This is a genomic window from Pseudalkalibacillus sp. Hm43, assembly GCF_054170705.1.
Window position 1 is genome coordinate 484058 of record NZ_CM135129.1, and the last position, 13162, is coordinate 497219.

The following is a 13162-nucleotide window of genomic DNA, read 5'->3' on the forward strand; positions in this document are numbered from 1 at the left end:
AGCATTCACTCCTTTTTGTACATCCGTTTAATTGTCCATTCTTTTCCGATAATGCGCGATTGCTTCACTTGTACATGTGTAAACGGCCTGGCTGATCATTTTTCCTAATGGGGTGATGGTGCCTCCGAATTCGATCTCTTCTCCCTGCTGGGTAGAAGCGATTAAGATGCTGTCGGTTGCTGTCCCTGTGGCTAATGTCCCTGTAACCGGATCACGGACTTCCAGATCATGAAGTACCTTCGTTTTCACCTCTGTAGCGGTCATCATGCTTTGAATGAATGCTTCTTCGGTCATGCTCCCATTCACAAAAATCCAAGTATTGATTGTACCTGGCTGCAATTCCATCTCGTGGTGTCCACTCTTCGAAGCATCGATGGCATGTCCTACTCCAGCAGTAACGACGACGAACATGGAGAATCCTTCGCCATCCAAGAAGAGGTAAGAAAAATCCTCCAGATTGACTGCTGTCATCATCCCTACACAATCAGAGGGCTCATAACCGGTTTCTTTCAAATAATGCCGCATTTCCTCCCGATGGTCATTGCAATCGTAATCGAGTCCGACTCGACGATTGATGAACGTATCATGCCAACCCGTTCCGGAACCGATGACCCCGGAAGATAAGGTTTTCATGGGCTGAGGGGTTCGGATGACAATTCGTTCTTGGGTTCTATTCAACATCTCTGCATTGACTTTAAAAATGTGTCGGTCTTCCTGCTTTTCTGGAAGAAGCACCATTTGTGGTGCCGGGACCTTCGGGTGTGCCTGTTTCTTTATTTTCGTCCGGTAAACCGCCTGCACCCGATCTTCTCTTAACACTTCATTTGGTTTATGATGGATGTTCAGTTTGCCGTCTTCCATCAACAGCAATTGATCACAATATAATCCTGCAAGATTCAAGTCATGGAAGATGGAGATGACGGTCAATCCTTTTTCTCGTGTCCATGCTTTCAGCACATCCAATAATTCTTTCTGGTAAGACAGATCTAAATGGTTCGTCGGTTCATCAAGCAGGAGGATCTGAGGTTCTTGTGCAAGAGCTTGTGCGAGGAACACCCGTTGTTTTTCTCCTCCAGACAACGCTTGTATATCTTTGTTTTGAAAATGATGAATACCGGTTTGCTTCATGACAGATTGAACGATTGCTTCATCTTTGGGACTCCATGTTTGGAACCAACCTGATTGATGAGCATACCTTCCTAGCGCGACCGTATCTTTTACCGAATATGAAAAGCTCTGATTCGAATGCTGTGGTAGAACGGCTATGATTTTAGCCAATTCTTTCGCGGAGAAGGATTGTATCGGTTGATTCGCGATATCAACTGTACCTTTTTGGAAGGGTAAGATTCCGCTGATCATTTTCAACAACGTCGTCTTCCCACTTCCGTTGGGACCCAGTATACCGAACATTTCCCCATTGTTGACTCGAAATGATAGATCTTTGACGATCGGTACGCCAGCATATCCACCTGTCAGATTTTGAACGTTCAACATATTAACCACTTCTTTCTGATCTGCTCTTCATTAAGATCAGTGCAAAAACAGGCGCACCAATCAATGCAGTGATGACCCCGATCGGGAGTTCAGTCGGAGATATGATCGTCCGAGCAACAAGATCTGCTAAAATTAAGAAACCACTACCTGTCAAGATGGAAAGTGGCAGAAGATGCTTGTGGTCCGATCCCCATAACAATCTCGTCAGATGCGGAATAACAAGGCCGACGAATCCGATTGTTCCAGAAACAGCGACGGCAGCCCCAGTCAATATCGAACCTGCCGTCAGCACCGATAACTTTCTACGGTGAACATCTACACCGAGATGATGTGCCCGTTCTTCCCCAAAGGACATCGCGTTCAATTCTCTTGCATTGAAAAGGAGTATCCCAGCTCCTATGATCAAGAATGGCAGGATGATCTTGACATACACCCATCCACGCATGGATACACTGCCTAACAGCCATCCAATGATCTGTCTCAATTCATCTCCAGTAAGTGCAATCATCAATGAGATGACGGCGCTGAGAAAGGAACCGAATATGATACCCGTCAATATGATTGTTTCCACTCTCATGGATTTTTCAATTTTACGAGCAAAACTTAAAACAAGGACGATTGTCATAAACGATGAAACAATACTCAATAATGGTAATGTGAATGCTCCGACAAATGGTATGGATATTTGAAAAAACAACGTGACGACTGCTCCGACGGATGCACCGGAAGAGACTCCCAAAGTATACGGATCAGCTAACGGATTTCGGAGTAAGCCTTGAAAAGCGGCTCCTGCTATAGCAAGAGATGCGCCGACAAGGCTTGCCAGTATCACTCTTGGCAGCCGGACATTCAATACGATGTTCGTATGCATAGAATCAACTTGAGCTAAAGATATAAACGGAAAAATTTCATGACCTACAATGCGGATAATGCTTGAAATTGGTACATGCACGGTTCCGATTGAGATTCCGAGCACCATACTGATCAGTAGAAACAAGACGGAGCAAGCATAAGCGAGCAGTCTATTGTTCGCCAAACGCTTCCGGATAGACCGATTTTGCAAGCTCCTCTACTCCTTCAACCAATCTCGGACCTGACCGAGTGACCAGATCAGAGTGCACATCATATACCTGCTCCTCTTCAACAGCTGTCACATTGCTCCATCCTTCTCGTTGTAACACTTGTTGTTTTGGATTCTCTGTATAATAGCCATAGGTGGTAATAATGACATCTGGATTCTTATCAATGATCGTCTCTTGGTCGATTTTGGCCCATCCATCTATATCCTTTGAAACATTTTCTGCATTGATGATTTGGAGCATTTCATGCATGAACGTGTTTTTACCTGGTGTATAGATTTCCGGCTCTGGAGATACCTCGATGAACACAGATTTCTGATCTTCTATTTTCGCTACCTTCTTTTTAATGTCTTCCACTTTTGTTTTCATGTCTTCAATGATGGTATCGGCTTTGCTAGTTTCACCAGTTGCTTTACCGATCATTTCAATAGAGTCATAGACCTCTTCGAAATTTGCCGCTTCATTCACAACGATGACTGCGATGCCAGAATCACGTAGCTGTTGAATCGCATCAGATGCCATTTGGACACCAGATTCATGTGCGAGTACCAGGTCAGGATTCAAGGAGATGATTTTCTCCACATTCAGTTCTTGACCTCCAACCTTCTCTTTTTCACTTACCTCTTCAGGGTAGTTGTCATAGTCAGAAACCCCGACGATTTTTTTCCCTAAACCTAATTCATAAGCAACCTCTGTATTACTCGGTATGAGAGAGATGATGTTTTTTGGTTGGTCCTCAATCGTCACCTCTTGATCTGCGGCATCTTTAATCGTTACTGGAAAAGAAGCTTCATCTGTCTGTTCTGCAGTCTGATCGTTCGAAGAACCATTTTCAGATTGAGTTGGTTCATCATTACAGCCTGCCATTAAACCAAGGACGAGAAATAATGATAGAAAGATAGATAATACGTTTTTCATGAAGAATCCTCCTGAATGTTAGTGTAGTACGCTTTCATTTTCTGCAAAATAAAAAACATCTCCACGTAAGAACATGAAGATGTCGTATTGAACAAGTGATCGTGCAGAGCAATCAAATATCCGTGACACACCTCCCTATCCGCGTAGGTTTCAAGTGCTTGCAGAAATGGCAGGTCTCCTGGCTCATGGTCATTGTGGTCTACACCTTCCCGTACTTGACCGTACAGTGGCTAATCGCAGATTCACTCCCAATTACAGTGGCGGGACCGCGTTGGAATTACACCAACTTCCCTTTTAAGAGTTTGATGTTCTAACATCAAACTCACCAATTTCTTTATGTATGAAATTTTCCTAATATCGATTATACACCAGACTGATGGTTCAAAAGCAACCTTTTTTCGTAGATTGTGTAAAAATTTGATAGACGATGTCTACTATTCCTACAACTATTAATGAGCATTGTGAACGGTAAGAGAGTGATCTTTGAGTAAGGACCACCCTCCTAAGCACCTATACCAACCCATACTTGTTCCGATAATGACTCAATGCCATAAGTGGCCAAATATACCGGTAACTGTGGTAGTGGATGTAAAATCCAGCTGCCATCCCCTGACCTTTCGGGTATTGTTCGGTCCATCCTTCTTTATTGCCATTTCTGACTAGAAAATCGATGCCATTGTCTATCTTCGCATTTGGGACGTCTGATATCGAAATCAGAGCATCTAAAGCCCAGGCGGTCTGTGTCAACGTACTTTCTCCAAGGGGGATGTATTTTCGTTCAATATCACTATTGCAGGACTCCCCCCATCCGCCATCCTGGTTTTGTATGGAGTAAAGCCAATCGACGGCTCGCTTTACGGTCTTATCATCCTTACCTTTTCCACATGCAGCCATGCCGGTCAGAGCCGCCCAAGTCCCATAGATGTAACAGATGCCCCACCTCCCATACCAGGAACCATCTTCACGTTGGTTTTGTGCGAGCCATTTCAGCCCCTTTTTGATGGCGGGATGATTTCTATTCAATTGCGTATAGTTCCCTAGAAACTCTAACGTTCTCCCTGTCAAATCTGCAGTAGAGGGATCCAGGAGAAGGTATTCCGCTCCTTGAATGGGAGCAAGCGCCAACCATTTCTTATCAACCCCTCTTTCAAAAGCAGGCCACCCACCATCCTGATTCTGCATCGACAGTATCCATTTCAGGCCGCTCTTCCAATATTGCTGATAGGAGGGATTTTCGGACACTTGCGTTCGAATGGCACGTAGACTTGCGGTCGTATCATCTACATCTGGGTTGATTGTATTGATATTGGAAAAACCCCATCCTCCTGGAATGGTGTCTGGATTGTTCAACACCCAATCACCGAATTTGTATTGTTGACGGGTCAATAAATACTGATTCGCTTTTTGTATGGCTGGTATTGTGTAAGACAAACCAGCATCTTGTAGCGTATGACTGATCAAGGAAGTATTCCACACATCTGCAGTCGTATATTGCATATGGATGGTTCCATCCATATGATCCGCCATGCTGAAAATACCTCTACATGCGTTGATGATTAATGGATGATTTTTAGGATAACCGAGCGACAACAGAGCAAAGATCATGAAAAAGGTCGCACTGTAGTAGCTTAGGAGTGTTCCATCAGGTTCAATTCGTTTCAGCATATATTGTAAAGCCGCTTCGATGCTTTTTGCTTTCAGTTTCTCAGGTGTTTCTGATAATTTTTGTAATTGTTCATTGATTATTGTTAACATGCCACGCCATTCTCTCGTCTGAGATACACTCGTTCTCTTTTGTTCAGATGTATACAGATGCTTAAGATCTGGAGTATATGAAGTTGGCAATTGAAATTTCTTTTCCCTAAGAATCAACACGGGGGCAAGGTTCGCTCTCCCGAATACAGAAAAATCATAAAAATTTAATGGAGCTTTTAAGGGGAAAAGCATAATCTCAATCGGCATGGATACGATGGAAGACCAGTCATACTGTCCTGTAAGAGCGAGCAGGAATTTCGTAAATGTACCAGCATGCTCTATACCTCCCTCTCGTGTTATGAAGGATGAAGCCTTCTCCATATAGGGATCATCTTTCTTTACATAGCCTGAATAGAGTAAGGCATTATAGGCTTGAATAGTCGATGACAAGTCTCCATTCGGTTGGTCCTTGAACAGTTTCCACGATCCATCTCCCTCTTGCTTTCGGAGGAGTCTTTCCTTTAACGACTGAATGAAACCCTCCTCATGTATTCCCAAACTTCGTAATAAAATGATGGTATAGGCATCGGTCGCTATACCCGTTTCAAATGCATAATTCCAAGATCCATCTGAAGATTGATTGCTCAACAATTTGGCTACGATCCGTTCCATTTCTTGTTCAATGTTATCTACCAACGTCATCAACCTCCTTTCACCATCTTATTCAGAGGTTTGAGTGGACATCACACTTAGAGGAGGTGCAAATATGCATGATTCTCATTATATGGAGCTTGTACACTCCATCCAACAAGAGACCAAAGCATTGAACGTAAACAACGTAACCAGGACGATGGCTTACTTGGACTATTTTCGAAGGAACCCTGAAATTGACTGGTCTTTCCTTGCCCACATGGTCTCGAGAAATGCTGGTTGGAATATGACGGATCTGAAAGGAGAATTTCTTCCTAAGCTTCTTTCTGAAGAGGAAAGGACTCATTATTTCATGTGGCTTGAACGGGGAAATTGGTTGATTTTCCAGGATGCTTTTCCTCAGTTATTGCTTTATGAAGCTAGTAAGAGACAGCGAGCTCCTTTGTTTTCATTACTTCATCATTTTCATGTTTCACGTTTCATGGAAAAGAACTGGAATGACTTTTGGCGCGACGAGGATCAGTCCAAGTTGACCATCGCTCTGATCATCAATGAACAGAACTATATTGAAACAAGAATTATCCAGAATGAAGAATATAAAGTGAAGATCATGGACAAAACATCGTTTGCCCTCCAAGACCTGTTGAATCTCAACTACATTCTATTTCCCTATGAAGAAGGATCCAGTAGAGTTAATTTACTTGGTCGCATCGTTCACGATTTTACGTCCCTAGAGGAACGAATCAGCATCGGAAAATGTCTGTATGCGATTCTTTTCCAGTCTTCAGGTCACCTACAATCCGTACTCAACTGGGCTTTCAAACAAAATCATACGGCATCAAGAAAAGACTTCTGGCCACACCTCTTCCATGATGTGAAAGTTTCCTTGCCAGGTAGACTATTCAACCCACAAATCAAATCCTGCAACTTGAAAAAAGGTGTCCCGAAACTTTACAGTCCACAACTTCAATATGTATGGCCTGATGTGGACCATGAAGCTCCAATGATTCACGATTGGTACCAAGGAGCATTGCCGAATGACTTGTTTTCTCCAACACTTGGAGATGAGAGTAACAGTGTTAAAAAGAACTACTGCAGCTCACTGGAAAAACTCAGCCTTGCGGTATACACAAAGAAAGCGATATTTGAGCGTAGGTGAGGTTCAATTTAGTGTATCTTCTCTTCTTACGAGGGAAACGCCCCATAAAATGAGAGGAAACACAAATCCGAACAGAAATACGTAAATTTGCATCGTTTCGGTGAACTCAATGAGAAATGCCACATTTGGAAAAATATTATTTGCCAGTACGTACATAAGCAATCCTAGTGGCAAAGTCAGCACTTTATAATCCTTGATTTCGAGTGTCTGTGCGAGCCCTAGCGATACGACGTATGTTAAGATCGTCAGCTTCATGAAGACCGTTGTAAACCAAATGAATGCCACCATCGCTTCAACTCGTTGGAAGAATCCTCCCAGATTGATTTGTTTTGCAAGGTCATAACTTGAATATATGCTTTCTGTCGTCTCTTCTACTCCAGCAACCAGTATAGAAACTGATGAAACAAGTATAAGAAGAACGCCACCAACCATTGTGCCGATCAACATTCCATTCTTCGTTTTTTCAGGTCGGTTCACATACGGTATGATCATCATGAATACGATGAGTTCTAAAAAAGGAAATGTGAGAAAGGAAAAGCTTGCATGAAGGACCGGTTTGAGTCCGTTCTCTAACACAGGTTGTACCTTACGTATGTCGATTTGAGGAGCAATCGTGAACAATAAAACAAAATATAACAGAAGGACCCAGGGAAGAAATAATTCACCAGCACGGGAAAACGTCTCCAACCCTAGTCGAACCGCTAGGATGACAACAAGTAGAAAACTGATATGGATAGCTTGTATCGGTGTTTCGACCATCATCACCGTCACCATGAAATCCCCTATGTCCCTAAGTACAAAAACACAAAGCAGAAACACGAACAAGATGAGGTAAATGATGGAGACGATCTTTCCGATCCATTTCCCAAAGAGGGCTTCCAGGATCTCCGCAAAATTTTTCTCTGGGTACTTTGATGCAAGCTTATAATATAAGAGGGTTACAGATAACCCTATCCCTAAACTGATTAAGCCGGATATCCATGTATCTTGTTTCGCATTAGTAGCAAGGATAGATGGAATGACCAAAATCGTTGTTCCGATGACATAAAAAAGAACGAGGATCGTAAATTGGCGGACACTGATCTTTCCCTTTTCAATCATCTCCATCCTCCTTTGTTACTTGAAGATTTCATAAAACTTTTCTGTGATCGGACTTAATATCGATTGTATCCATAATAATGGTGATGGAATCATTCTTCCCGTATTCTGATAGATCAACAATCCGAGACCGATACACAATGTAACCCCGAATACCAACAATGCCCTTTTGTTGCGTACCTTCCATAAGGGAACACCATCCATACCGATAATAATAATGATTGCAATGAAAATGAATAAGAAATTCCACATGGGATTACTCCTTCAAGTTATTGATGAATGGATTACTTCTTCTTCCGGATTGACGGATATTCACCTCAACCTTGACGTTAATTGGCATATCGACGAAAGTTTCATCCCATTTTGATTTGATGCGTTTCCAATAAGCAGGATGTGCACGATGGATCTCATCTCCAAAACCAAAAATATCAAGCTGGAAATCTTCTTTCGCTACAGTGATTGCATGGTTGATTTGCATTTCAATATCTTTCTCGGTTTGCTTCTCCAATCGCTCGATCGTTTCGGAAGTCTGCAAATTGATAGGACACTCGACCTCTCCTACGTTCCCAGTAGCTTTTACATTTACCTCCATATGAGGCTGACCATTCATCATTTTGCTGGTCATTTTTGAATTTGTATTCAATATCTCTATGGATATGCTGTCCTTTTCTTCCTTACAAGGAATGTTCACAATTGTGCTGGTGACATCACTGATGATATAGTTGTACCCTTTGCTCTGAGACTCATCCAGCCAGCCTTTTAATCGATCCCCTTCAAAAACTGCCAAATCATTGTATTGAAGTCTCGTCGATGGATCTACTGACTGTAAATTTTCCATCTGTTTTCCTGCTTTCTCATCCCCTATAATCTGTACACCACTGATGACAGGATGCTTACCCTGGCTTGTAAACTGATCCAGCAAATCTCCGAATTTCAAAGCGGCGGTAGGTGCCCAAACTTTTGATGAAGTTTCCAGCTTGGTAAAAAGGTTTTGCGCTGTAATCTTTTCGACAGGTACCAAGAGATCAAGAATGTCTTGTGCATCGTGATCCTTTGCAATGACGACGTAAAAATCAGGTCGGAATTCCTGATCACGTTCCATTAAATCTAGCGAAGTGGCAATACCTTCTTCAGCAGCCTTCTCTCCAATTACGAGCATCCGTAGGTGTGGAAAATACGTTTTACGAGGGACGGTTTTGGTCATCCTTCGTAAGGCTTCAAACAGTGAATCCCCTTTTTCTTGATACGTTACAATCGGTGCACGTGATCCACCGGATTGTTTTGTCGAGATTTCAGCAGGATTGACCAGTTGGACAGTGAGAAGAACTTGATCATCTTCTGTCTTATCGATTCCTAAACCCACCGCTATTCCAATTTCATTCAATTCCCTGCTGTTCCAACACCCGCTTAAGATGAGAAGGGAAATATAGACTACGATCAATCTCAGTTTCATCACGATCTCCCTTTCATTTTGACCCTTTTGTCTTTTGTCGGACGACATCCTTCTGACTCAACAGTTTAGGTCGAGTGAATAAAAGATTTTGTGGCAAACGGATAAGGGTATCTTTCTGGTCTTGCAAATTTGATGGTGCCAATGGCGACATGTATGGAATACCAAATGAACGTAAGCTACAGAGATGTAAGGAAAGCGCGAATAATCCTAAAGCTATTCCATAAAGACCGAATGTAGCAGCAAACATCATAAATAAAAATCGAAGTATACGGATTGAAATGGCCAAATTGTACGAAGGAATGATGAAATTTGAAATCGCTGTGATGGAAACGACGATGACCATGGCAGGCGAAACGAAGCCAGCTTCCACAGCTGCCTGTCCAACGACTAATGCCCCTACAATGGATATCGTCTGTCCAACAGCGACAGGCAATCGAATTCCCGCTTCTCTCAGTATCTCAAGCGTCACTTCCATTAAAATCGCTTCGAAAATGGCTGGAAAAGGGATCCCTTCTCTTTGTGCAGCAAGACTGATCAACAGATTCGTCGGCAACATCTCTTGATGGAATGTACTCAGTGCAATGTAAAAAGCAGGCCCAAGCAAGGAGACGAAGAAGCTGAAAACCCTTAATAATCGCAGTAAACTTGATATGTCCCACCGCTGGTAGGAATCTTCTGCTGAATGGAAGAATTGTACGAAAAGGGCTGGAACCAATAAGACGAATGGGGATCCGTTTACAATAATGGCGACTTTGCCTTCCAACAATCCAGCAGCGATGACATCCGGTTTTTCAGAATTGAATGTAGTTGGAAACGGTGAATACGTCTCATCTTCTATCAATTCCTCTATGTTTCCACTTTCTAAAATCGCATCGATGTCGATCCGGTCAAGCCGTTGATTGACTTCTTCTACGATCTTTTCATTGACCACTCCTTCAAGAAACAAGACTGCTACATCTGTCCGGGTGGAGCGTCCAATGACCTTGGATTTGACCCGTAAGTTCGGATCTCTGATTTTTCTCCGAACCATAGCTGTATTCAGTTCAATGGATTCCGTGAAGGCCTCTTTCGGTCCCCGGACCACAGGTTCAGCCGTAGACTCCTGAACACCTCTGAAATTTTGATTGTCCGCATCAATTACATAACCAAGCTCTTCACCCTCCATCAGTAATACCGCATCACCTGATAGGATGGATTGTATTAATTCATTCAGATTCTCAAACTGTTCAAGTTCACCGATCGGCAATTCCTTAGATTGTTGAGTAACCTCATCCGTTCTTTGAATGACCAAATTCGTCGTAAAATGATTGACTGTTGAAGCATCTACAATCCCCTTCAAAAAGATCAGAGACGCGTTCTTCGATTTTGCCGACATGAGCGTGAATCTTTTCACTTGTAAATCGGAACTGTTTCCCAGGGCTTGTGTAATGACCTCCACATTTTCTTCCATGTTTGAAGAAAGCGGTCTTGGTCGATCGGTAACTTCGAAAGCGTGAGGTTCTGACTTGTCTAAAGATTTTCGGATCGGTTTTTTTCGATAGCCCATGAAGAACTCTCCTGCTGTTCATTTCTTTTAGCTTTCCATGTAGATTCGCCTTTATGCATTATTTGGAAATTGTTCATCTCAGACTTTTGAATGAGAGATGTTTCTACTTATGAAGGATTCAAGATGAAAATCGTTAATTTAAACTAATAGGTGTAGAAAAACAAAGGAGGGTTCACATGTTGGAAGAAAAAATCGAAGCAGGATCAATTGAAAATTTGAAACAAGAAGGCGCAAAAGTCATTAAAGGCGGGAATCATGGAATTGCTGTCTTTGTGCATGATGGAGAAATTCACGCTGTGGATAATCGTTGCCCACATATGGGGTTCCCGCTTCATATGGGAAGCTTGTGCGATGGTATCCTCACTTGTCATTGGCACCATGCACGCTTTGATGTGAAAAGTGGCGGAACACTCGACCCATGGGCAGATGATGTACCGACTTATCCGGTTGAAGTTGTAAATGATCAAGTGTATGTCGTACCGGTCCCTCATCAGAAAACCACCATCCAGAAACTCCAAAGACGGTTACGAGAAGGACTAGAACAAAGTTTAAGCCTTGTAATTGCCAAGGCAGTCGTCGGGTTGGTCGAAGCAGGCGTGTCCCCTACTGAAATTTCCAAAGTAGGAATTGAGTTCGGCACGAAACATCGGCAAAGTGGCTGGAGATCAGGTTTGACAATTTTGACAGCCATGACGAACGTCTTGCCCAAACTTGATAAAACAGGTCAGATTTTAGCGTTGTATCAAGGATTGGTACATGTTGCAAGAGAAAGTTCAGGGATGGGGACACGTTTTTTGTTAGGCTCTTTGCCGCAAACCGATCTTGGAGAAAATCAAACGAAAGAACAATTGATGAAATGGTATCGACATTGTGTCGAAGTCCGGGACCAGCAAGGTGCTGAACGAGTACTGTTGACTGCAATTGAAACGTGTTGGTCCGATGAACAGATTTCAGATATGATGATGACTGCTGTTACAGACCACTTTTACATCAATGCCGGACATACCCTTGATTTCCATAACAAAGCGTTCGAAATATTGGAGCATATCGGGGATGAATCTCGTCCGTACATTCTTTCTTCCCTCTTACCAGGGATTTCGAATGTAACTCGAAGTGAAGAATCACACAGTTGGCAATCGCCGGTCAATTTGGTTAAACCCTTACACCAAGCGTTTGAAAAACTTCCTGATATTCTAAAAAATGAAGGATCAGAGACATCCATTGATGAAGAAGCGATTCTTGAGCAGATCCTATCTGATCGACCTGTGGAAACCGTACAGGTTATGATGGAATCATTAGAAAGTGGTCTTTCTCCTGAGAGACTTGCGCAGCTGGTTTCATTAGCAGCAGCCGAACGGATCGCCCATTTTCATACGCAGAATGATTTCAGCGATTGGATTACAGTATTGCACACTTTCACCCATGCGCATGCGGTGCATCAATCGTTGAAACGTTCGAGAACGGTTGAATTGACACGCGGTGTTTTCCATGCGGCGATGAGCGTTTATTTGGACCGGTTTTTGAACATGCCGAAAGCAAGAAAGCCGAAACCGACCGACGAGCCGTTAGATTCTGATAACCTATCTGAACTGCTGGATCTTATGAATAAGCAGCAGCAAGTTACGGAGGCTGCGAAATGGGTGGTGACCTATCTTTCCAATAATGGTGATAAATCAAGTCTCTTCAATACATTAGGGCATGCTTTATTACGGGAGGATGCTGAATTCCACTCTTTCCAAATGTATGAAGCAGCATTAATGGAACATGATGAATGGGAAAAGGATGAAAGTTCTCTCGCAAAACGGGCTCAGGAAACGTTGATTGTTGCTGTCACCCGCTATCTTGCAGGTCACGCTCCAACTTCCCGCGAAATGCCACACATGGCTACCATTGCGATGAGGCTACAACGCGGAGAGAGGCTATTTGAAGAAGAATAATGGTAAAAATAATAGTGCTCTATCGGCCTACACGCTGATGGAGCATTTTTATGTAAAAAATCACCGCAACTTCCTCACATGTATCTCATTTAAGAATAGAAAAAGGTGACTATGATAGCCACCCTCTTTACT

The 13162-nt window shown here is 42.8% G+C and carries 10 protein-coding genes and 1 riboswitch; of the genes, 2 read left to right on the forward strand and 8 right to left on the reverse strand.

Annotated features, from left to right (window positions below; genetic code table 11):
• Nucleotides 1–27: 27 nt before the first annotated feature.
• From ACXQIQ_RS02495 to shc, 4 genes are all read right to left on the reverse strand, one after another.
• Nucleotides 28–1494, reverse strand: coding sequence for an adenosylcobinamide amidohydrolase (locus tag ACXQIQ_RS02495; protein WP_439300308.1), 1467 nt, complete (start codon nt 1492–1494; stop codon nt 28–30).
• 1 nt (nt 1495) lies between these two features.
• On the reverse strand, nt 1496–2557 hold the full coding sequence (locus ACXQIQ_RS02500) for a FecCD family ABC transporter permease (RefSeq protein ID WP_439300307.1): 1062 nt from the start codon (nt 2555–2557) through the stop codon (nt 1496–1498).
• Nucleotides 2517–3491: an ABC transporter substrate-binding protein gene (locus tag ACXQIQ_RS02505; protein WP_439300306.1), complete on the reverse strand. Its 975-nt coding sequence runs from the start codon at nt 3489–3491 to the stop codon at nt 2517–2519. Before ACXQIQ_RS02505 ends, ACXQIQ_RS02500 begins: the two co-directional genes overlap by 41 nt.
• Before the next feature lie 151 nt (nt 3492–3642).
• Nucleotides 3643–3836: riboswitch (cobalamin riboswitch) on the reverse strand.
• A gap of 165 nt (nt 3837–4001) precedes the next feature.
• Nucleotides 4002–5882, reverse strand: coding sequence for a squalene--hopene cyclase (gene shc, locus ACXQIQ_RS02510; protein ID WP_439300305.1), 1881 nt, complete (start codon nt 5880–5882; stop codon nt 4002–4004).
• Nucleotides 5883–5952: 70 nt separating this feature from the next.
• On the opposite strand from shc, the gene ACXQIQ_RS02515 reads away from it, so the two are divergent.
• Complete coding sequence (locus ACXQIQ_RS02515; protein ID WP_439300304.1) at nt 5953–6996, forward strand: DUF2515 family protein; 1044 nt, start codon at nt 5953–5955, stop codon at nt 6994–6996.
• 3 nt (nt 6997–6999) lie between these two features.
• Here ACXQIQ_RS02515 and ACXQIQ_RS02520 read toward each other — a convergent pair whose 3' ends face one another.
• The 4 genes from ACXQIQ_RS02520 to ACXQIQ_RS02535 are packed head-to-tail and all read right to left on the reverse strand — an operon-like array spanning nt 7000 to nt 11093.
• Entirely contained in the window at nt 7000–8097 is a 1098-nt protein-coding gene (locus ACXQIQ_RS02520; RefSeq protein WP_439300303.1) for a GerAB/ArcD/ProY family transporter, read from the reverse strand.
• Between the two features lie 15 nt (nt 8098–8112).
• Nucleotides 8113–8346, reverse strand: a complete 234-nt coding sequence (locus ACXQIQ_RS02525) for a hypothetical protein (protein WP_439300302.1) — start codon at nt 8344–8346, stop codon at nt 8113–8115.
• A 4-nt stretch (nt 8347–8350) separates the two neighbouring features.
• Nucleotides 8351–9547 carry a Ger(x)C family spore germination protein gene (locus ACXQIQ_RS02530; protein ID WP_439300301.1) on the reverse strand — a complete coding sequence of 399 codons (1197 nt, stop codon included), beginning with the start codon at nt 9545–9547 and terminating at the stop codon, nt 8351–8353.
• A 13-nt stretch (nt 9548–9560) separates the two neighbouring features.
• Entirely contained in the window at nt 9561–11093 is a 1533-nt protein-coding gene (locus ACXQIQ_RS02535) for a spore germination protein (RefSeq protein ID WP_439300300.1), read from the reverse strand.
• A 179-nt stretch (nt 11094–11272) separates the two neighbouring features.
• On the opposite strand from ACXQIQ_RS02535, the gene ACXQIQ_RS02540 reads away from it, so the two are divergent.
• Nucleotides 11273–13030 carry a Rieske (2Fe-2S) protein gene (locus tag ACXQIQ_RS02540; RefSeq protein WP_439301950.1) on the forward strand — a complete coding sequence of 586 codons (1758 nt, stop codon included), beginning with the start codon at nt 11273–11275 and terminating at the stop codon, nt 13028–13030.
• The last annotated feature ends 132 nt before the right edge of the window (nt 13031–13162 follow it).

Bases quoted from the DNA above. Each gene is read 5' to 3' on its own strand.
- ACXQIQ_RS02495 (WP_439300308.1), bottom strand. From the start codon at position 1,494: ATGTTGAACGTTCAAAATCTGACAGGTGGATATGCTGGCGTACCGATC.
- ACXQIQ_RS02505 (WP_439300306.1), bottom strand. From the start codon at position 3,491: ATGAAAAACGTATTATCTATCTTTCTATCATTATTTCTCGTCCTTGGT.
- ACXQIQ_RS02515 (WP_439300304.1), top strand. From the start codon at position 5,953: ATGCATGATTCTCATTATATGGAGCTTGTACACTCCATCCAACAAGAG.
- ACXQIQ_RS02520 (WP_439300303.1), bottom strand. From the start codon at position 8,097: ATGATTGAAAAGGGAAAGATCAGTGTCCGCCAATTTACGATCCTCGTT.
- ACXQIQ_RS02525 (WP_439300302.1), bottom strand. From the start codon at position 8,346: ATGTGGAATTTCTTATTCATTTTCATTGCAATCATTATTATTATCGGT.
- ACXQIQ_RS02530 (WP_439300301.1), bottom strand. From the start codon at position 9,547: ATGAAACTGAGATTGATCGTAGTCTATATTTCCCTTCTCATCTTAAGC.
- ACXQIQ_RS02535 (WP_439300300.1), bottom strand. From the start codon at position 11,093: ATGGGCTATCGAAAAAAACCGATCCGAAAATCTTTAGACAAGTCAGAA.